Consider the following 19,166-nt stretch of genomic DNA (forward strand, 5'->3'; position numbering starts at 1 on the left):
GCAGGCAGTTTGATCGTCATGCGTTTTCTTGTCCTCGCTTTTTTCGCGATGTTCTGCATCCCGGCCCTGGCTCAGTTTTGGGACCACTATGCCAATGCTCGCTTCGGCTACAGCATAGACGTGCCGCCGGGCTATTCCGGTACTGGCGAGAGCGCCAATGGTGACGGACAGAGCTTCGAAGACCCGGGGCGCATGCAGACGCTGCTGGTCTGGGGCGGCCAACTCCACGACGGGCTCGACGCCGAGGTCGCAAATGCGATGAGGAGTGCCGCGGAGACTGGCTGGGCCATCACCTATCAGGTTGCAACGCCCGAGTGGGCAGCCTTCTCCGCCAGCAAGGATCAACGCCTGCAGCAGCAGCGGCTGATCCGGCTGTGCGACGGCGCAAGCTATGCCGCATTCCGCATCGAATATGCGCAAGAGGACGTACCAAACATGGAGAGCACCGTCGCAGGCTTGGTGCGCAGCTTGCGCCCGGAGGGCTGCTAGAACTCGATGCCAGCCTGCGCCTTCACCCCGGCACGGAAATGGTGCTTGATCTCGGTCATCTCGGTCACGAGATCGGCAATCTCGATTAATTCGTCCTTGGCGTTGCGGCCGGTGACGATGACGTGCTTGTCGACTGGCTTGTTGCGCAACACCTCGACCACCTCCCCAATCGGCAGGTAGTCGTAGCGCAGACAGATGTTGAGCTCATCGAGCAGCACGAGCTTGTAGCTGGGGTCCTCGATCAGCTTCTTGGCCTGCTCCCAGGCATTGCGTGCCGCAGCAAGGTCTCGCTGGCGGTCGGCCACGTCCCAGGTGAACCCCTCGCCCATGGCGTTGATGGTGACGAGGTCGGGGAACTTCATCAGCACGTCGCGCTCGCCGGTCTCCCACACGCCCTTGACGAATTGCACCACGCCGACCTTGTAGCCGTGGCCGAGCGCCCGAAACACCATGCCGAAGGCGGCAGTCGACTTGCCCTTGCCCTTGCCGGTGTGGACGATCAGCAGGCCCTTTTCCTGCGTCTTGGTAGCAAGGATGCGGTTCCGCGCCTCCTTCTTCTTGCGCATCTTTTCGGCGTGATAGGCGTCCCGCTCCGCCTCGGACATGAGATCGGTTTTCTTGAGCGGCTTGTCGGTCATGCATCGGCTCCTTCGAGCAAAGCGTAGGCGGAGTTCGAGCGCGGCGTCCAGAAGCCGCGGCTGAGGGCCTCGTTGAACTTGGCGAGCAGTTCATCGAAGCCATAGGGATTGCTGGTGCGGATAAAGTCGCGCGTTGCCTCATCGTCGATGAAGGCTTCGAACGCCAGATCGAAATGGTGGGTCTTTACCGCACCGGTGGTCGCCGCATAGGCGAACATGAAATCCACGGTGGCGATGATCTCGAAGGCCCCGCGATAACCGTGCCGCTTCACCCCGGCGATCCATTTGGGATTGACCACGCGAGAGCGCACCACATGGCTGATCTCTTCTTCCAGCGTCCGGATCAGCGGCCGTTCGGGCCGCGAGTGATCGGGGTGATAGGCAGCGGGCTTGGTTCCCGACAGCACCTCGGCGGCGGCGGCAAGGCCGCCTTCAAACTGGTAGTAATTGTCGCTATCGAGCAGGTCGTGCTCGCGATTGTCCTGATTGTGAATGATCGCGTCGACCGCCGCCAGCCGGGCCGCGAACCGCTCCCGTTCGGGGGTGCCGCTCGCCTGCGCGCCATAGGCATATTGCCCCCAATCCAGCGCCTGGTTGGCGAGATCGGCCTTGCCGGACCACTTGCCAGAATCGATCAGCGCCGAGAGCCCTGCGCCATAGGCACCCGGCTTGGCGCCGAAGATTCGATGCCCGGCCGCCAGCGCCGCATCCGCTTCCGACTGTCCCGCGGCCATGAAGCCTAGTGCATCGGCCCGCATGCGCGCCGCAATCGGGTTGTCCTCGGTCGGCTCGTCCTGCGCGCCGATGGCGCGGATGGCACGGTCGAACAGCGCAATCTGCGCCGGAAAGGCATCGCGGAAGAAGCCGGAGATGCGCAGGGTCACATCGACGCGGGGACGGCCGAGCTTGGCGAGGGGGATGATCTCGTAGCCAGAGATGCGGAGGGAGCCGGGGTCCCAGACGGGCTTGGCGCCGATCAGCGCCATGGCTTGCGCGATATCGTCCCCGCCGGTGCGCATATTTGCGGTACCCCACACCGAAAGTGCTACGGATTGGAGGTACAGTCCGTGGTCCTGAAAGTGCCGTAGAACGAGATTTTCTGCTGATTTCTGACCCAGCTCCCAAGCCGTGGGCGTGGGGATGGCGCGCGAGTCTACCGAATAGAAATTGCGACCGGTCGGCAGCACGTCGAGGCGCCCGCGGGAGGGGGCTCCGGAGGGGCCCGGGGCGATGAATTTACCGTCCGCCCCGTTGATAAGTGCGGCCATTTCGGCCGGGCCGGACTGCCGCAAGCGGGGGCGGATGACGTTCTCTACGCTGGCGAGGACTGTTTGGGTGGAAAGCCAATCGGCAGAAGGATTTAAGCGCCCCGAGACGAGGGCCCCAGCGAGCTCTTCCAGCATTTCCACAACGTCGCCGCAGGTCCGCAATGCCGCGATTTTTCCATGAAGATTAAGGGAGTCTGAACACCAGTTTGGCGGTGCAACCCACGCATTACCGAGCTTTGCCGTCAGCGGATCGAAGCCGAGCTTCAGATCATCGGCCAGAGCGCGGATCAGCGAGTTATCCTCGCCCCCTTCCCCGCGTGGTATACGTGCAAGGGCAACAATGAGGTCGCGCTCCATGTCGCCGTCAGGAGAGCGGCCGAAGACATGCAGCCCGTCGCGGATTTGCGCCTCCTTGAGGTTGCAGAGAAAGTTGTCGATCTTGATCAGCGCCTCGGTCTCGTCCTCGGGCAGGCCGATGTCGCGATCAAGCCGACTGTCACGCGTGAAATCGAGAATGCGGCGGCGGAGGTCGGCTAGCCGCCGGCGGTCCATGCCGGAGGCGGCGTAGTACTCATCGAGCAGCGCCTCAAGATCCTTGAGCGGTCCGTAGGTCTCGGCCCGGGTGAGCGGTGGCACGAGGTGGTCGATGATGACAGCACCGGTGCGGCGCTTGGCCTGCGTCCCCTCACCGGGATCGTTGACGATGAACGGGTAGAGGTGCGGCAACTGCCCCCAAAGAGCGTCGGGGTAGCTCGCGGCATCCAGCGCCGCCGACTTGCCGGGCAGCCATTCCAGCGTCCCGTGCTTGCCATTGTGGATAAGGGCATGGGCGCCCCAATCGTGGCGGAGCCAGAGGTAGGCGGCGAGATAGGCGTGCGGCGGCACCAGCGTAGGGTCGTGATAGCTTAGCGTCTCGTCGAGATGATAACCGCGCGCTGGCTGGAGCAGGACGGCAACATTACCGAACACCAGAGCCGGCAGATGGAAAGCATCATCCCGCACGAAGGGGTCGGTTGAGGGGGCACCCCAGCGCGTGGTGACCTCGTCCTGGATCTGCTGGGGGAGCGCTGCGAAGAGTTTGGCATAACGGGCCAGCGGCAGCGTGGCAGGCGATGTGCCACGCTGCGGATTGGCATTGGTGGGGCCCGATTGCAGCTGGTCGATCAGTTCGCCCGAGGTCTTTGGCAAGCCCTGTTCACTCAGGTCATACCCCGCGCCCAGGAACGCCTTTAGCATTTCGACCGTGGACTCGGGCGCATCGTAGCCGACGCCATTGGCGAGACGGCCGTCGCGGATGGGGTAGTTGGCAAGGACAAGCGCAATCCGGCGCTCGGCGCGGGGGGTTGCACGGAGGCCTGCCCAGTTTTTGGCCAGCGAGACAGCGCGGGTGATGCCGGAGCGGTCAGGTGTGTAGGCGGTTAGCGGGCATTGCGTTCGCTCATGCCAGACCGCGTCGCCCTTGTGGCCGACGAGGATGCCGCCTACGCGTCCGTCGACCTCGGGCATCACCAGGAACATGGCCATGTCCTTGGCCGAAAGGCCCTGGCTGTCGGCCTGCCACTGCGCCTCCGAGCGACCGGACTGGATTAGCTGGATGACCGGCGCATCGCAGCCGGAAAAGGGATTGGCCTTGGCTTCGAGCTGGTCGATGCCCAGCGAAAAGGCCGTAAGGTTGAGGATGGCTGCGGGCGGGAACGCCGCGAGCGCGTTTTGCACGAAGCGGACGCAGGCCCCTTCCTTCAGGGAGGAGACAAGGAGCGGCACCGGCAGAAGGCCCTGATGCTCGAATTCGGCGACAAGGGCCTCGAGCGTGGCTGTGCCGGCACCCTCAAGGGCCGCACGGTAGAAGAGAATGGGGATGTACGCCCACCCAGCCTGCCGCTGTACCGAGGATGAGCGGTCGGGCGCTTCAGCGTGGATGGTGCGCAGGCCGGCTTCATCGACGATGCCGGTGCGCGGGTGCCAAAGGCCGAACCGGGGGAATGGTTGGGGTGAGAGGCGCGAGAGGCGCGGCCCCCCAGCAATCCGGGACGATATCACCACCGGAGAGAGTGAAGGAGCGGCTAGCTCATGGAACGCCCCGAGGATCGCATCGGCATTGTCGGGACCTCCGGCGACGAAGAGGCTATGGAGGCGTTGCCAGTCCTCGGGATGGAGGGTGGAGCGTGATTGCAGGATCGGGTCGGGATTGGCGTCGCCGGGCAAGAGCGCCAGGGGGATCTTCCGGTTGGCGCAGAGCGCGGTCAGCTCATCGACGCCATACTGGAAATAGGCGGCACCACCGATGAGTCGGAGAACCACGAGACGCGCCTGCGCGACCGTTTTCTCGAGCCAAAGGTCGACCGATAGATTGTGGCTGAGGCGGAGCGTGTTGGCGAGGCGCAGTTCGCCTTCGCCCGCCCGGTCGGCCGCCCCGGCCAGCATGGCCAGTTCGCTATCGGCCGAGGACGCAAAGATCAGCGCACCGGGGCGCTGATCGAGGTCGATGGCCTCGCCCTCCTGCTGAATGGCACCGGCCTGGGCAGAGAGGAGGTGCATCAGGCTGCCGCCTGCTCCAGGCTCTGGGTGATCGCGGCATGATCGAGCGGGGATTCGCCGATGACGACCAGCGAGGTCTGGCGCACTTCGCCATCTTTCCAGGGGCGGTCGAAGTAGGCGGTGACGCGCGGCCCCACCGCCTGAATGGCGAGGCGGGCAGCAGCGCCCGGAACTGCCGCAAAGCCCTTGAGGCGCAGCACATCGTGGTTCCGAATGGTCGCCTCGATGGTGGCAAGCAGGTCATCCTTGCCGCGGATGGCAGGCAGGGTCAGGGAGAAGCTGTCGAAATCGTCGTGCTCGTGCGTCTCCCCGCCATGCTCCAATTCATGGTGGCTGGGACGGTTTGCAATGTCGGCTTCCGACCCCATGCCCAGGCCGAGGAGCGCGGCAATATCGACATGCCCATTGGCAGCCCGGACAATGCCGACGCCCGGACGCAGTTCGGCACGAATATTCTGCTCCACCTTGTCGAGCGTTGCGGGCTCCACGAGATCGGTCTTGTTGATGACGACCATATCGGCCGCCGAGAGCTGATCTTCGAAGAGTTCACCCAAGGGGGTTTCGTGATCGAGCATCTCATCGGCACGACGCTGCGCGTCGACTGCCGCTTCGTCGGCGGCAAAGCGCCCTTCGGCGAGGGCAGCGGCATCGGCAACAGTAACTACACCATCGATGGTCACCTGGGCCTTGATCTCGGGCCAGTTGAAGGCGCGGATCAGCGGCTGCGGCAAAGCAAGGCCCGAGGTTTCGATGACGATGTGATCGAACTTTTCCGGGCGGGCCAAGAGGGCCTGCATGGTAGGGATGAACTCATCAGCGACGGTGCAGCAGATACAGCCATTGGAGAGCTCGACCATGTCTTCTTCCCGGCACGTCTCGTCGCCACAGCCGGCCAGGATATCCTTGTCGACGCCGAGATCGCCAAACTCATTGATGATCAGCGCGATCCGCTTGCCCTTGGGAGCGTGCGCCAGGAGATGGCGCACGAGGGTGGTCTTGCCGGCACCAAGAAAGCCGGTGATGACGGTGGTGGGGATCTTTTCGGTCATGCCGTGGCTCCAGCAGGAAGGGCAACGCTGCGCGTGGCGAGATAGTCATGCATGCGACCAAAAACAGCCCCCAGCACGACCCAGAACACGGCGCCATTGAAGAGCACCGCAGCGGCGAAGCTGGCCGCGAGTGGGGCAGGAACCCCCGCTGCTTCGGCTGGCGCCTGCGGCGCACCGATGACATGCGGCAAGACAATCAGGGCGATGGCAATCGCCAGAGCCCAGGGCGCGCGCAGCTTGGCGGCAAGCAGCAGCGCTGCACCGGTGGAGAGGGCAGTACCAGCCCACCAGAGCTGGCGTGCAAAGGTATCGGCCACGGGCATGCCGGGGAGCCCCGGCGGCAAGCCAAAGCTGGGGGCCAGCGAGAAGGCGGCATAGCCGCCCAGCCCCCACAGCAGGCCCGTCGACCAGGTAATGGGCAGATTGAACAGCACGGACACGGCGCCGATGACCAGCGCATAGCCAGCGGCCATGAGGATATTGGCCAAGACGGTATAGCCGGTACGTTCCAAGCCATCCTGGGGCATCCACTCATCATCGCCATGGCTGTGGGCGGGCGTGCCTTCGGAGTGGCTATGCGCCACCGCTTCTTCCCCATGGTGGTGGTGGCCGGCTTCGCCTTCAAAGCTCTCAGCAGCAAAGATCAGCGGCGTCACGCGGAAATGCTGGATGACGGATGTGACAAGGCCAGCACAAAGGGCTGCGACCAGCGCAGCAAAAAACAGATTGCGGAACATTTTTCTCTCGTTTGCTCAACAGCCCCAAAGGGTCAGGGGAACTGGCTCAGTGGCAGGGAAAGCCCATGGCATGGCGCGTGTCGTGCGCGCCGTTGTGCAGGCGGTAATCCCCGGCAAAACCGGTACCGACGAGCAGTACAAGGCCGAGCGCCAGCGCGAGCGAGCCAGCGACGAGGCGCTGGGAAATCGAGAGAGACTGGAGGCCAGTCGAAACAGTGGTATTCATGCGGCACCCTCCGTGCGCGGAACAATCATGGGCTCTTCGCCCGGCTTGCGTGCCGGCAGGTCTCCTGGCTGGCGGTGAATGCAGCACTCTCGCCTTCCCGGCTTCCTCAGAAGCCAGTGGCAGAATGAGAGCGCCCACCGCTTACAGTTGCGGGGGCAGCCACGGATTTGGTCCCTTCTGGGTACGCCGCACCGTGTTCCCTTTTGATTCCCTTGCCACTCATGGGCGCGGGAAACCAACACGGCTCTAGCTTTGCCACTCTTTGCCCCTGCTGGCAACGCCGACTCGCGCTAGAGCTGCACGCAAAGGAGATGACCGATGCAGCCAATCAAGTTCAGCCGCGAGGAAACCAGGGCCCTTGTCGGCGAGATCCAGGACTATTTCCGCGAGGAGTTGGACCAGCAGATCGGCGCCATTCCCGCCGAAATGCTGATGCAGTTCTTTGCCGAGAAGATGGGCGCCTATTTCTATAATCGCGGTCTTTACGATGCGCAGGCCCTGGTGCGCAAAAAGCTCGACGATGTCAGCGACGAAATTTTTGGATTGGAGCAGCCGACCAAGCATCTCCGCTAGACCAGATTGCGGCGCGGCAGCGGCATGCTAGACAGGTGCCGCTGCTCCGGAGACAGAATTGGGCCTCAACGTTGCCACCCTCGCCCCGATCGGGCTGTTGCTCGCATCCAACCTCTTCATGACCTTTGCCTGGTACGGGCACCTCAAATTCCCCAGCGCCGCGCTGTGGGTAGTGGTGCTGGTGAGTTGGGGTATAGCCTTTTTCGAATATTGGCTGGCGGTACCCGCCAACCGCATCGGCTATGGCGTTTATTCAGGCGCCGAGCTGAAGACGATCCAGGAGGTTATTTCCCTCTCAGTCTTTGTGCTCTTTGCCGTGTTTTACCTGGGCGAAAAGCTCACCTGGAACCACGGTATCGGCTTTGCGCTTATCGCGCTCGGCGCCTTTTTTATCTTCAAGGGGCCGCTGAAGTGAGGCAGTCCACCATGTCGGTGGCGAGGCCACGCAGCAGTTCGGCGTAAAGATCGGGTCCGGGGATAAGGTCCGCGCCTTCAGGATCCAGCACGCCGGCCTGAGCGCCCGTGCCCTCGACGATGGCATTGATGATGGCCGGCTCGAAATTGGGTTCGGCAAAGACGCAGGTGGCGCCCAGTTCGCCCACGCGAGTGCGCAGCTCATCGATGCGGCGGGCGCCGGGCATGACTTCAGGCGAGACGGTCACCGAGCCGGCCAGCGTCAGCCCGAAACGCTGTTCGAAATACTGGTAGGCATCGTGAAAGACCAGGAAGGGCTGGTCCCGGACCGGCTCGAGCAAAGCCTCGATCTCGGTGGTCAGTTCTTCGAGAGCAGCGATCTCGGTCTCGGCGTTGGCGGTGTAGGTGGTGGCGTTTTCCGGGTCGGCGGCGGAGAGCGTCGTCGCGATCTGGGTAACCATCAGCTTGGCATTGGCCGGATCGAGCCAGAAATGCATGTCGCCGCCCTCGTGGGCATGATCGTGATCATGCCCCTCGTGGCCGTGGTCGTGACCTTCTTCAGCGGCATGATCCTCATGGTCGTCGGCGTGGTCCTCGTGGGTGTGCCCGCCTTCATGCTCATGATCATGATCCGCCTCATGGGTGTGCTCGGCGTCGTCGTGCCCTTGGTGGGTGTGGTCCTCATGACCTTCCTCGCCATGACTATGCGCCTCGAACACCCCGCCTTCACGGACTGGCAGGAGTTCGATGCCTGGGGCTTCCGATAGCGCCACCACCTCGGCGCCGCTCGAAAGGCTGTTGAGGGCGCCTTCAAGAAACACCTCCATGCCGTGGCCGCTCCAGAACACGATATCGGCAGTCTCCAGCGCGCCCGCGTCGGACGGCTTGAGCGCATAGGTGTGCGGCGAGGCGGCGCCGTCGACGATCAGCGTAGGTTCGCCGAGATCGCCCATGACAGCCGCCACTAGGGCGTGGACGGGCTTGACCGAGGCCACCACATTGGGAACGGCCCAGGCGCCGCTCGTTAAACTGGTGGACAGGACCAAAGCGAGCGGGAGGGTGAGCTTCATGATCGACCTCGTGAGAATGTTATATTATTACGCTTGAGGCGTCGTTATGCTATAACGTATGGAAAAGCGTCAAGGGGGTTGGCCCCGGAGAAGAGACATGGACGTACGCGCGGATCGCGACATCCTCATTACTTTACACAGTGCCGGGGTAAGCCGCGGCGGACGCACGCTGGTCAGCGGCGTCGACCTCACCATTGCGCGCGGCGAGATCGTCACCTTGATCGGGCCTAATGGTTCGGGCAAATCGACGACTGCCAAGATGGCGACGGGCGTGCTCAAGCCCACCAGCGGGACAGTGCGGCGCAAGTCAGGGCTTACCATCGGCTATGTGCCGCAAAAGCTTACCATCGACTGGACGCTGCCGCTGACCGTGGAGCGCCTCTTGACCCTGACCGGGCGGCATTCCGACACTGCGATCAGCGAAGCACTGGAGACGGTGGGCGCAACACGGCTGCGCAAAGCGGCCGTGCAGGAGCTGTCGGGCGGGGAATTCCAGCGCGTGCTGTTCGCGCGGGCGATGATCCGCCAGCCGGACCTGCTGGTGCTCGACGAGCCGGTGCAGGGCGTCGACTATTCGGGGGAGGTCGCGCTCTATCAATTGGTGCGGCAGATCCGCGATACGACGCGGGCGGGCATTCTCATGATCAGCCATGACCTGCATGTGGTGATGGCCGAAACCGACACGGTGATCTGCCTCAATGGGCATGTGTGCTGCAGCGGCACGCCCTCTTCGGTGCAGCGCAGCCCGGAATATCTGCGCCTCTTTGGCGAGGTGGGCTCCGAAACGCTGGCGCTTTACGAGCACCATCACGACCATGAGCATGGCGTCGACGGCCACGTGCACCACCACGAGCATGCGGAGCACCAGCATGCTCGGTGATTATTTCACGCGTGCGCTGGTCGCCGGCATTGGCTTGGCGCTCGTCGCCGGTCCGTTGGGCTGCTTTGTGGTGTGGCGGCGCATGGCCTATTTCGGCGATACCATGGCTCATTCGGCGCTTCTGGGCGTGGCGCTCTCGATCCTCCTGTCGCTCAACATGACGCTGGGCGTCTTTGCCGTAGCGGTGCTGGTGGCCGGAGCGCTGATCGTGCTGCAACGGCAGGCAACGCTCTCGACCGACGCACTGTTGGGCATTCTCAGCCACTCCACCCTGGCGGTTGGGCTCGTGCTGGTGGGGTTCCTCACCACCGTCCGCATCGATCTCATGGGCTTCCTGTTTGGCGATATCCTCGCGGTCACGGTGGAAGACATCGCCATCATCTATGGCGGCGGGGCAGCAATCTTGCTGGTCTTGTTCATGAGCTGGCGGCCGCTGCTCGCCTCAACTGTCAGCCCCGAGCTGGCCGAGGCCGAGGGCCTGCGGCCCGAAGCAGCGCGGCTGGTCCTGATGATTCTCATGGCCAGCGTCATCGCCATCGCCATGAAGTTGGTAGGCGTGCTGCTGATTACTTCGCTGCTGATCATTCCGGCGGCAACGGCACGGCGGCTCAGCGCTACGCCTGAACAGATGGCCGGGGTGGCAGCCATTCTGGGCGGCATTGCCGTGGTAGGCGGATTATTCGGTTCAAGAAATTGGGATACCGCATCGGGACCCTCAATCGTGGTAATGGCTCTAATAGTGTTTTTGGTGTCGCTGGCGGTTCCCGTCGGGCGGCTGTTTGGCAGGAGAGCAAGCGATGGCGCATAGCCACGACATTCCGGCAGATCTGACGCGCAACCAGAATCTGGTGCTCGACGCTCTCAGCCAGTCCGGCCTGCCGCTCAGTGCCTATGACATCCTCGACCGGTTGCGGAGCGAGGGTCTGCGGGCACCCCTGCAGATCTATCGAGCGCTCGACAAGCTCGTCGAACGTGGGCTGGCGCATCGGCTGGAGTCGCTCAATGCGTTCGTGGCCTGCGCCGACACGCACTGCCACCGCAAGGGCCTCATCGCCTTCGCCATTTGCGAGAACTGCGGCAAGGTGGACGAGTTTGCCGACCCTGCCATCGAGGAGCGGCTGGGAAACTGGGCCGGCAAGAAGGGCTTCAAGGTCGAGCGCACGACGATGGAAATCCGCGGCAAATGCGCGGATTGCCTGAAGGCGGCAGCTTAGCGCTTTACGCTAGACTAGCCGCAGGAAGTGGACTGCGGCGGCACCATATTCGCGGCGGTCATCAAGCTCAAAGCCGGCGGGCATCGTGATCTCGGCGTCGGCGCTTTCTTCGAAGACAATGGTGGCATCCGGCGCCAGCCAATTATCGGCGTGTAGACCGGCAAGGGCCTTCTCGCCCAAGCCCTGCCCATAAGGCGGGTCGAGGAAAACCAGGTCAAACGGCTTGATCGAGCCGGGCACACCCAAAGCGGTCGCATCACGCCGCAAGAGCTTGGCAACGCCGCCTGCCCCAAAGGCTTCGATATGATCGCGAATGAGACCACGCGCCTCGGCTCCGGTGTCGACGAACGTCACATGCGTGGCCCCGCGCGAAAGGGCCTCGAGCCCCAGCGCGCCGGTACCGGCAAAGAGGTCTAGGACACGAACACCCTCGAATACCGGGCCGAGGCGCGAAGCAAGAATGTTGAACATGGATTCGCGCACGCGATCGGCCGTCGGGCGGATCGAGCCGTCCGACGGTGAGTTCAACTGCTTGCCGCGATGTTTGCCCGCAACAATCCGCACGGTTTAGCCCCGCGGCTTGCGTGGGCCGCTCGGGCGCCCTGCCCCACCGCCGGGCTTGCCGGCGGGACGACCTGCGCCACCGGAAGGACGACCACCCGGCCGGCCACTGCGCGGCGGCGCTGCGCCTTCTCTCTTAGGATGGGGCTTGCCGTCACGCCGGGTGGCCGGCTTGCCATAGGTCTTGCTGGTGGGACCAAGCTCGTCGCGGCCAGGGCGGGCCGCGCGCGGCGGCCGTGGCCCATCGGTGCGGAAGCTCTTGGGATTGTCGGAGAAGTTGCGGCCAGGGCGCTTGGACGCGACGGCGGCCCCTGCGCCGCGCTCGCTGTCTGGCCGAACTCGCGGCGCAAAGCTGCGTGCCGGCCGCTCGGCACCAGGCGCATCGGTGCGGCGAGGCGCGCGCGGGCGATCGCCGGCAGGTTTGCCGGCGCGGGGGCGCTCGGCAAAACCGCGACTGGGCCGGTCGCCCTCCTCGCGGCGGGGCCGGTCACCGAAAGGCTTCTTGGCGCCGAAGGGCTTCTTGTCACCAAAGGCTGGGCGGTCACCGAAGGCCGGCTTGGCGCCACGAGCGGGCCGGTCGCTCTTGGCATCCCAGTCCTTCTTGGCAGGCCGGTCCGTCTTGGCGGGACGCTCAGGCCGCTTGCCGAAATTGCGGGCGGGTTGTTCGTCCGGATCGGGTCGACCGGGACGCTTGCCGAGATTTTTCTGCTTGAACTCTTCGGGGGCCCGACCGTCCTCGTCGAAATGGATGCGGCGAGGCGGCGCCATGTCCTCTTCGCGCGGCTCGGGACGGCGGGCCATGGGCTTGCGCGTGTCGAAGCGCCCGGGGCGATCCTGGCGCGGCCGCTCGGCGCGCCACTCTTCCTCGGTCTTTTCAGCGTGGTCGGTGAAGCGAAAGCGCTGGCGCGCGATCTCGACGGTGTTGGTGCCGCGGCCGGTCTCACGTTCGCGCGTGGGCTTGCCAACCAACTGGCTGATTTCGGGCATCTCGCTGTCGAAATCGACATCGGCCGCATCGGCGAGCTTTTTGCCGAGCTGGTCGCGCAGGACCTTGGCCCGCACCGTCTCGATGCCGCCAACGGGAATGTCGTTGAGCTGGAACGGACCATAGCTGACGCGGATCAGGCGATTAACCTCGAGACCCAAGGCGCCAAGCACGTTCTTGACCTCCCGGTTCTTGCCTTCGCGCAGGGCCATGACCATCCAGACATTGCTGCCCTGCTCGCGCTCCAGCGTGGCTTCGATGGAGCCGTATCGGACGCCATCGACCTCGATGCCGTCCTTGAGCTGGTCCAAAGCGGCCTGGGTGACCGAACCATGGGCCCGCACGCGATAGCGGCGCAGCCAGCCGGTGGCGGGCAGTTCGAGCACGCGCTTGAGCCCCCCATCATTGGTGAGGAGCAAGAGGCCTTCGGTGTTGATATCGAGCCGACCAACCGAGACCACGCGGGGCAAGCCCAGCGCTTCCACCGCCTCGAAAACGGTTGAGCGACCTTCTGGATCTTTCTCGGTGACCACCAAACCTGCCGGCTTGTGATAGAGCCAGACGCGCGTGCCCTGGCGGGCGGCCAATGGCGCGCCGTCGACCATAATCTTATCGCGATCGGTGACATTGAAGGCTGGTGTCAGCACCTTCTTGCCGTTGACGGTGACGCGGCCGGCGGTGATCCAGGTCTCGGCGTCGCGGCGCGAGCAGAGGCCGGAACGGGCGATGACCTTGGCGAGACGATCGCCGGTAGAGGGCTGGGTGGGGGTGTCGCTCACGGGCGGACTCCTGACATGCGTGACCCGGATGGGCGGCGCGGAAAAGAAAAAGTGCGGCTGAACCAAGCCAGCCGCACGGTAACAATCATTGGCAGGCGACAGACCTGCTACTGGCCGATCTCACTGCCGAGCAAGCGGCCCTGCGGATCGTTGCTGAGCGTGCGGCTGCTCGGGCCGCTCTGCTGGAGTGCACGGCGCACTTCGGCGGGGCAGCGCGGATCACGCAGGGAAACCACTTCGCCATTGCCAATCGCGCAGACCATCTCGGCATCACCAACCCGAGTGAAGTACTCATCCGGTGGCAGGTAGAGCGGGCGCTGTTGGTTGGCAGTGACCTGCATATTGGCCTGCTGCATGCGCGCGGTGAGCGTCCGCGCTTCCTCAGGGGTCAACGGCCGGCCGGCCAAGGTGCGGAGATCGACGACCTTGGCATTGCGCAGGCGCTGAATGTCGGCCTCGGTGAGGTTGGACGCATCGATGCGCACCGTATCGCTGTTGGCGGGCAGTTGCGCGCCGGCCACCTGCTGGGTGGGTGCCGGCAGCGCATCGGCGCTCCTGGGCAGCACCAGCGGCGCGCGGGCAGTGGTGAGGTCGTCCTTTTCGGCGGCGCCGGGGATGAGCCCGATGCCGGCCGCTGTGGGATTGAGCACCTCGCGCTCGAAGGTGCCGATGTCGGTCATCGCATTGGTGCCTTCCATGGTGGTGCAAGCACCCAGGCCCAGCGCTAGAACAAGGCCGAGAGCGGCGATTCCCGCACGGGCGGCAGCGGAGAGAGCAGCGTGCTGCCCGGTCAATCCATTACGCATGAAACGTCCTTGTCGATGTCGGCGGCGCTTATACAGCATAGCGTCGCCTAAGACCAGATTCTGGCGGCAACGTGTTCTTGCCGGTCAGCCTACTGCCTTGCGGGGTTTTCCCAAGCCCAGCGCGTCCACAAATAACAGGATGACACCGGCAGTGATGGCCATATCAGCAATGTTGAAGATGTAGAACGAATACTGGCCCCAGTGGAAGTGGAAGAAATCGGCAACTGCTCCGTAGAGCAGCCGATCCAGCGCATTGGAGAGCGCCCCGCCGACACAGAGCGCCAGCGCTAGCCGGATCAGCAGGGTATCTGCCCGCCACCACCAGACCGAGAGCCCGATGATGGCAACCAGCATGATGATCCCCAGAGCCCAGACGGGGAGGTCACCCAGAAGGCCATAGGAGATGCCGGTGTTCCAGACGAGCACGTAGTCGAAAAAGTCGGTGAGCCGCACGATCTCGCCGCCCCGCCAGCCGGTCATGCCGAGGGGAATATAGTGCGTGAATATCTCGACGCACTGCGCCTGGCCCAGGGCAATGCACTCGCTCGCGACATGATAGGCTTTGTGGGCTCGATCGATGGCAAAGGCGAGAATGCCGGCGAGCAGGGAAATAAGCGCGGAGGGGTGGCGGAGGAAATGGAGGCTCACGAGGGGATTGCGCGCCCCCACCTAGCCTCCCCCCACTGGGGGGAGGAACAGTTCCGCGTTCTGGGCTGGATGCAGTCAAACCCGCAAGCCTGTCCCTCCCCCTCCCAGGGGGAGGCTAGGTGGGGGTTCCCATATACACGACCCACTCTCAGAGTCCGGCCGCCGCGCGCTCGCGCAGCGCCTGGGCGTCGCGCAGGGTGACGTCCGGGAACTCGGGATCGGTGCCCACTTCGGGCAGCACCTTCCAGGAGCGGGCGCAACGCTGGCCTTGCGCCGGGGCCGGCACCACGGTGACGCCCGGCACCTCCTCGAGACGGAAGCCTTCGCTCTCGCCGGCAAGGATCTCGACGTCCGAAGTGATGGCGATTTCCGCCATATCTTGGCCTTCGAGTGCCGTGCGGTAGCGCTCGTCACTGATATAAACCTTGGGCGCCGCTTCAAGCGATGAGCCGATGCGCTTTTCGCGCCGTTCGATTTCGAGCGCGCCGGTCACCACGCGACGGACGGCACGGATCAGTTGCCAATTGCTGGCCAGATCTGAATCCAGCCACTCGGCCGGCACCTCGGGAAAGAGCCGCAGGTGCACGCTGCTGCCGTCCTCGGGGTAACGCTCCAGCCAGCACTCTTCCATGGTGAAGACCAGGATGGGTGCCAGCCAGGCGGTTAGGCATTCAAAGAGATGATTGAGCACGGTCAGCGCGGCGCGGCGGCGCACCGAGGAGATCGGATCGCAGTAGAGCGCATCCTTGCGGATGTCGAAATAGAACGCCGAAAGCTCGATGTTCATAAAATTGGTGAGGACGGTGACGACCTTGCGGTAGTCATATTCCTTGTAGGCGTCCCGCACCTGACCATCGAGCTGCGCCACCCGGTGCAGCATCAGCCGCTCGAGCTCGGGCATGTCACCGAACGCAACCGCGTCCTTGGCTTCGTAGTGCGCCAGATTGCCCAGCAGCCACCGCAGGGTGTTGCGCAGCTTTCGATAGCTGTCGACGGTGGTCTGGATGATCTCCTTGCCCAGACGCAAATCTTCCGAATAGTCGGACGAAGCCACCCAGAGGCGCAGGATATCGGCGCCGTATTGCTTGATGATGTCCTGCGGGGCGACGGTATTGCCCAGCGACTTGCTCATCTTCTTGCCTTCACCGTCCATGGTAAAGCCATGGGTGAGCACGCTGTCATAGGGCGCGTGGCCATTGGTGGCGCAGGATTCAAGCAGCGAGGAGTGGAACCAGCCACGGTGCTGGTCCGAGCCTTCAAGATACATCGAGGCCGGGAATTTGAGATGCGGCCATTTCTGCTTGTTGCGCAGCACAAAGGCATGGGTTGAGCCCGAGTCGAACCACACATCGAGCACGTCGCGGACCATCTCGTAATCGCCCGCGTTGTAGTCCGCCCCGAGATAGCGTTCGGCGGCACCAGGCTTATACCAGGCGTCGGCGCCCTCTTCCTCGAAGCTCTGGGCGATGCGGTGATTGACCGTATCGTCCTTGAGGATCTCGCTGGTTTCCTTGTGCACGAACACCGTGATCGGCACGCCCCAGGCGCGCTGGCGGCTGAGCACCCAGTCGGGACGGTCGGCGATCATGGCGCGGATGCGGTTCTGCCCGGCAGCGGGGTAGAATTTGGTGGCGTCGATGGCCGACAGGGCGCGCGCGCGCAGCGTATCGCCCTCGGCGCCGCCGATCGGGCGGTCCATATAGACGAACCATTGCGGCGTGTTGCGGAAGATCACCGGCTTCTTGGAGCGCCAAGAATGAGGGTACTGGTGCTTGAAACGGCCGCGGGCCACCATGGCACCGGCCTCGGCAAGGGCGGTGATGACCCGCTGGTTGGCGTCGCCCTTCTTGCCGGTGTCATCAATCACACGTGCGCCTTCGAAGCCCGGCGCATCCTTGGTGTAGAAGCCGGCGTCGTCGACCACATAGGGGATGGTTGTGTCGATGCCGCGCTCGGTGAGCGTGCGGCCATTGTTCATCCAGACGTCAAAGTCGTCGAGACCATGGCTGGGGGCAGTGTGAACGAAGCCGGTGCCGGCCTCGTCGGTCACGTGCTCGCCATCGAGCAACGGCACGTAGAACTGGTATCCACCGCCAAAGCCCTTGAGCGGATGGGCACACGCGGTGATGGTGCCTGGATCGACATCATGGAGGCGATTAAAGCCCGTGACTTTGGCCTTGCCGAACACCTCGGCAGCCAGATTGTCGGCCAGCACATAATGCTCGCCCATGGCCGCCCAATTGCCCTCCGGCGCTTCGGTGACCTCGTAGAGCCCATAGGAGATGCGGTGAGAATAGGAGATCGCCCGGTTGGCGGGGATGGTCCAAGGCGTGGTGGTCCAGATCACCACATGGGCGCCCTCGAGACCCCGGATGCCCGCGGCGGCATCGGCAAAGCCGGTGTCGGTGTGGGTGTCGACGGGCGTCGAGGCGCCGAGGATCGGGAACTTCACCCAGATGGTGTCGCTCTCATAGTCCTGGTACTCGATTTCCGCTTCGGCCAAGGCCGTACGCTCGACCACCGACCACATCACGGGCTTGGAGCCGCGGTAGAGCTGGCCGGAGGTCGCGACCTTCATCAGCTCGCGCGCGATCTGCGCCTCGGCGTCAAAGCTCATGGTGAGATAGGGATTGTCCCACTCGCCGAGCACACCTAAGCGCTTGAACTCCTCGCGCTGGATGCCCACCCACTGCTCGGCAAAGGTGCGGCATTCCTGGCGGAATTCAACCACCGGAACCTCGTTCTTGTCCTTGCCCTTGGCGCGGTACTGCTCCTCGATCTTCCATTCGATGGGCAGGCCGTGGCAATCCCAGCCCGGCACATAGGCCGAGTTGTGGCCCAGCATCTGCATGGAGCGCGCGACGAAATCCTTGAGCGTCTTGTTGAGCGCGTGCCCGATATGGATGTTGCCATTGGCGTAGGGCGGGCCGTCATGCAGCGTAAAGAGCGGCCGATCCTTGGCCTGCTCGCGCTGCAGACCATAAATGTCCATATCTTCCCAGCGCTTGAGCCAGATAGGTTCACGAGCCGGCAAGCCAGCGCGCATGGGGAACTCGGTCTGGGGCAGGAACAGCGTCGACGAATAGTCGGTTTCAGCGGCGCTCGCGACGGTATCGGTCATGGAACGGCAATCAAGGTTGGGAGAATTGCGCGCCTTTTAGCAAGGTGGGCGCGGTGGGGCAAAGGGTGATTTCGTCTAGTGGCTACCCCCACCTAACCTCCCCCGGGCAGAGGGAGGGAATGATAGAGTACGATAAGCCAATGGGTAGCACGACGGCTCACCTCCCCCTCTCAGGGGGAGGCCGGGTGGGGTATTATCCAAAGAACCCCAGTTTGCGATCAAGCCCGCTCAACGGCACCGCGGCGGCGAGCAGGTCGCGCGCCTTGCGGCTGTCGCGGTCCATGGCCGCGATGAGATCGTCGAGGCCGGAAAAGACCTCCTGCCCCCGAATATGGCCGATCAGCGCCACGGAAATGGTCTGCCCATAGATATCCTCGTCGAAATCGAAGAGGTGCGTTTCAAAGGGCGGCCGCTGATTGTTGAACATCGGTTTACCATAGGCCGCGACGCCATCGAGCAGGCGGTTTCCGATGCGGGCACGCACGGCATAGACGCCTTGGGCGAGCTGGAAGCCGACATGGGTAGTCGTATTGGCGGTCGGATAACCCAGTTCACGCCCGCGCTGGTCACCCTTGACCACGCAACCATCGAAGAACCAGTGATAGCCCAACAGCCGATTGGCCGCCGAGACAGCCCCTTCGGAAAGCGCCGCCCGAATGCGGGAGGATGAGATCGGCTCGTCACCCTCATCGGTCAAGGACAGGGTATCCACGGCAAAACCATGCCGCTGCCCCGCTTCCTTGAGGAAGTTGGGGGTGCCGCGGCGCTGCCGGCCGAAATGGAAGTCTGACCCGACGATAACTCCGCTGGCGCCCAGCGCATCGACGAGAAAGCGCTGCACGAAATCTTCCGCCTCGATCTGCGAGAAATCGCGCGTAAAGGGCAGGATGACGATCCCATCGAGTCCGAAGGCTTCGGCAAGCTTGGCCTTTTCGTTGCCTTCGGTCAGGCGGAACATGAATGGACTGGGCGCGAAGACATCGCGCGGGTGCGGCTCGAAAGTCAGCACCACCGCAGGAACACCAGCAGCACTGGCGCGGGCTTTCAGGGTCTCGACCACGCTCTGATGGCCCCGATGGAAACCGTCGAAATTGCCAATGGCAACGAAGGCACCACGCATTTGAGCGGGCACTTTTTCCAGGTCCAAGAGACGGAGAAAGTCGCTCACGC

Annotated in this window: 18 protein-coding genes and 1 riboswitch; of the genes, 6 read left to right on the forward strand and 12 right to left on the reverse strand. The window is 63.8% G+C overall.

Going from position 1 to position 19,166, the window contains the following annotated elements; translation table 11 throughout:
• Window positions 1-18: 18 nt before the first annotated feature.
• On the forward strand, window positions 19-489 hold the full coding sequence (locus tag QOV41_RS16700; RefSeq protein ID WP_284577926.1) for a hypothetical protein: 471 nt from the start codon (window positions 19-21) through the stop codon (window positions 487-489).
• On the opposite strand, the gene cobO is transcribed toward QOV41_RS16700, so the two are convergent.
• The 5 genes from cobO to QOV41_RS16725 are packed head-to-tail and all read right to left on the reverse strand — an operon-like array spanning window position 486 to window position 6,945.
• The gene (gene cobO / locus QOV41_RS16705) at window positions 486-1,127 is read right to left on the reverse strand and encodes a cob(I)yrinic acid a,c-diamide adenosyltransferase (RefSeq protein ID WP_284577927.1); all 642 of its coding nucleotides are present in this window, start codon (window positions 1,125-1,127) and stop codon (window positions 486-488) included. The genes QOV41_RS16700 and cobO overlap by 4 nt on opposite strands.
• Window positions 1,124-4,933: a cobaltochelatase subunit CobN gene (gene cobN, locus QOV41_RS16710; RefSeq protein WP_284577928.1), complete on the reverse strand. Its 3,810-nt coding sequence runs from the start codon at window positions 4,931-4,933 to the stop codon at window positions 1,124-1,126. The genes cobO and cobN overlap by 4 nt, the downstream gene beginning before the upstream one ends.
• A complete protein-coding gene (gene cobW, locus QOV41_RS16715; protein ID WP_284577929.1) occupies window positions 4,933-5,982 on the reverse strand; it encodes a cobalamin biosynthesis protein CobW in 1,050 nt (349 codons plus the stop codon). The genes cobN and cobW overlap by 1 nt, the downstream gene beginning before the upstream one ends.
• Complete coding sequence (locus QOV41_RS16720) at window positions 5,979-6,719, reverse strand: CbtA family protein (RefSeq protein ID WP_284577930.1); 741 nt, start codon at window positions 6,717-6,719, stop codon at window positions 5,979-5,981. The genes cobW and QOV41_RS16720 overlap by 4 nt, the downstream gene beginning before the upstream one ends.
• 46 nt (window positions 6,720-6,765) lie before the next feature.
• Window positions 6,766-6,945 (reverse strand): CbtB domain-containing protein, encoded by a 180-nt coding sequence (locus tag QOV41_RS16725; protein WP_284577931.1) that lies wholly within the window; start codon window positions 6,943-6,945, stop codon window positions 6,766-6,768.
• Window positions 6,946-6,982: 37 nt separating this feature from the next.
• A riboswitch (cobalamin riboswitch) is annotated at window positions 6,983-7,200 on the reverse strand.
• Window positions 7,201-7,263: 63 nt separating this feature from the next.
• Between QOV41_RS16725 and QOV41_RS16730 the strand changes: the two genes are divergently transcribed.
• Together QOV41_RS16730 and QOV41_RS16735 are read left to right on the forward strand one after the other, a co-directional pair.
• Window positions 7,264-7,518 (forward strand): DUF2164 domain-containing protein, encoded by a 255-nt coding sequence (locus tag QOV41_RS16730; protein ID WP_284577932.1) that lies wholly within the window; start codon window positions 7,264-7,266, stop codon window positions 7,516-7,518.
• A gap of 58 nt (window positions 7,519-7,576) precedes the next feature.
• The gene (locus tag QOV41_RS16735; RefSeq protein WP_284577933.1) at window positions 7,577-7,933 is read left to right on the forward strand and encodes a DMT family protein; all 357 of its coding nucleotides are present in this window, start codon (window positions 7,577-7,579) and stop codon (window positions 7,931-7,933) included.
• Here the strand turns inward: QOV41_RS16735 and QOV41_RS16740 are convergent.
• Window positions 7,914-9,002: a zinc ABC transporter substrate-binding protein gene (locus QOV41_RS16740; protein WP_284577934.1), complete on the reverse strand. Its 1,089-nt coding sequence runs from the start codon at window positions 9,000-9,002 to the stop codon at window positions 7,914-7,916. The two genes, QOV41_RS16735 and QOV41_RS16740, sit on opposite strands and share 20 nt — an antisense overlap.
• A 97-nt stretch (window positions 9,003-9,099) precedes the next feature.
• On the opposite strand from QOV41_RS16740, the gene QOV41_RS16745 reads away from it, so the two are divergent.
• Genes QOV41_RS16745 through QOV41_RS16755 form a run of 3 tightly spaced genes read left to right on the forward strand, consistent with a single transcriptional unit; the run spans window position 9,100 to window position 11,096 of the window.
• Window positions 9,100-9,882 carry an ATP-binding cassette domain-containing protein gene (locus QOV41_RS16745; protein WP_284577935.1) on the forward strand — a complete coding sequence of 261 codons (783 nt, stop codon included), beginning with the start codon at window positions 9,100-9,102 and terminating at the stop codon, window positions 9,880-9,882.
• Window positions 9,872-10,690 carry a metal ABC transporter permease gene (locus QOV41_RS16750; protein ID WP_284577936.1) on the forward strand — a complete coding sequence of 273 codons (819 nt, stop codon included), beginning with the start codon at window positions 9,872-9,874 and terminating at the stop codon, window positions 10,688-10,690. The genes QOV41_RS16745 and QOV41_RS16750 overlap by 11 nt, the downstream gene beginning before the upstream one ends.
• The gene (locus tag QOV41_RS16755) at window positions 10,680-11,096 is read left to right on the forward strand and encodes a Fur family transcriptional regulator (protein WP_284577937.1); all 417 of its coding nucleotides are present in this window, start codon (window positions 10,680-10,682) and stop codon (window positions 11,094-11,096) included. The genes QOV41_RS16750 and QOV41_RS16755 overlap by 11 nt, the downstream gene beginning before the upstream one ends.
• Before the next feature lie 9 nt (window positions 11,097-11,105).
• On the opposite strand, the gene rsmD is transcribed toward QOV41_RS16755, so the two are convergent.
• From rsmD to QOV41_RS16785, 6 genes are all read right to left on the reverse strand, one after another.
• Window positions 11,106-11,660: a 16S rRNA (guanine(966)-N(2))-methyltransferase RsmD gene (rsmD, locus tag QOV41_RS16760; RefSeq protein WP_284577938.1), complete on the reverse strand. Its 555-nt coding sequence runs from the start codon at window positions 11,658-11,660 to the stop codon at window positions 11,106-11,108.
• A 3-nt stretch (window positions 11,661-11,663) separates the two neighbouring features.
• Entirely contained in the window at window positions 11,664-13,421 is a 1,758-nt protein-coding gene (locus QOV41_RS16765; protein ID WP_284577939.1) for a pseudouridine synthase, read from the reverse strand.
• 107 nt (window positions 13,422-13,528) lie between these two features.
• The gene (locus tag QOV41_RS16770; protein ID WP_284577940.1) at window positions 13,529-14,227 is read right to left on the reverse strand and encodes a hypothetical protein; all 699 of its coding nucleotides are present in this window, start codon (window positions 14,225-14,227) and stop codon (window positions 13,529-13,531) included.
• An 84-nt stretch (window positions 14,228-14,311) separates the two neighbouring features.
• Window positions 14,312-14,896 (reverse strand): signal peptidase II, encoded by a 585-nt coding sequence (lspA, locus tag QOV41_RS16775; RefSeq protein WP_284577941.1) that lies wholly within the window; start codon window positions 14,894-14,896, stop codon window positions 14,312-14,314.
• Between the two features lie 127 nt (window positions 14,897-15,023).
• The gene (ileS, locus tag QOV41_RS16780) at window positions 15,024-17,996 is read right to left on the reverse strand and encodes an isoleucine--tRNA ligase (RefSeq protein ID WP_284577942.1); all 2,973 of its coding nucleotides are present in this window, start codon (window positions 17,994-17,996) and stop codon (window positions 15,024-15,026) included.
• A 193-nt stretch (window positions 17,997-18,189) separates the two neighbouring features.
• The gene (locus QOV41_RS16785; RefSeq protein WP_284577943.1) at window positions 18,190-19,164 is read right to left on the reverse strand and encodes a bifunctional riboflavin kinase/FAD synthetase; all 975 of its coding nucleotides are present in this window, start codon (window positions 19,162-19,164) and stop codon (window positions 18,190-18,192) included.
• Between the last annotated feature and the right edge of the window lie 2 nt (window positions 19,165-19,166).

Origin of the sequence: Devosia sp. RR2S18 (assembly GCF_030177755.1) — a bacterium.
GTDB lineage: Bacteria > Pseudomonadota > Alphaproteobacteria > Rhizobiales > Devosiaceae > Devosia > Devosia rhizosphaerae.

Excerpts from the sequence above, each read along its gene's own strand:
- ileS (WP_284577942.1), bottom strand. The coding sequence starts at position 17,996 with ATGACCGATACCGTCGCGAGCGCCGCTGAAACCGACTATTCGTCGACG.
- cobO (WP_284577927.1), bottom strand. The coding sequence starts at position 1,127 with ATGACCGACAAGCCGCTCAAGAAAACCGATCTCATGTCCGAGGCGGAG.
- cobN (WP_284577928.1), bottom strand. The coding sequence starts at position 4,933 with ATGCACCTCCTCTCTGCCCAGGCCGGTGCCATTCAGCAGGAGGGCGAG.
- QOV41_RS16745 (WP_284577935.1), top strand. The coding sequence starts at position 9,100 with ATGGACGTACGCGCGGATCGCGACATCCTCATTACTTTACACAGTGCC.
- QOV41_RS16740 (WP_284577934.1), bottom strand. The coding sequence starts at position 9,002 with ATGAAGCTCACCCTCCCGCTCGCTTTGGTCCTGTCCACCAGTTTAACG.
- QOV41_RS16730 (WP_284577932.1), top strand. The coding sequence starts at position 7,264 with ATGCAGCCAATCAAGTTCAGCCGCGAGGAAACCAGGGCCCTTGTCGGC.
- QOV41_RS16770 (WP_284577940.1), bottom strand. The coding sequence starts at position 14,227 with ATGCGTAATGGATTGACCGGGCAGCACGCTGCTCTCTCCGCTGCCGCC.
- QOV41_RS16700 (WP_284577926.1), top strand. The coding sequence starts at position 19 with ATGCGTTTTCTTGTCCTCGCTTTTTTCGCGATGTTCTGCATCCCGGCC.
- QOV41_RS16725 (WP_284577931.1), bottom strand. The coding sequence starts at position 6,945 with ATGAATACCACTGTTTCGACTGGCCTCCAGTCTCTCTCGATTTCCCAG.
- QOV41_RS16750 (WP_284577936.1), top strand. The coding sequence starts at position 9,872 with ATGCTCGGTGATTATTTCACGCGTGCGCTGGTCGCCGGCATTGGCTTG.
- QOV41_RS16720 (WP_284577930.1), bottom strand. The coding sequence starts at position 6,719 with ATGTTCCGCAATCTGTTTTTTGCTGCGCTGGTCGCAGCCCTTTGTGCT.
- cobW (WP_284577929.1), bottom strand. The coding sequence starts at position 5,982 with ATGACCGAAAAGATCCCCACCACCGTCATCACCGGCTTTCTTGGTGCC.
- QOV41_RS16755 (WP_284577937.1), top strand. The coding sequence starts at position 10,680 with ATGGCGCATAGCCACGACATTCCGGCAGATCTGACGCGCAACCAGAAT.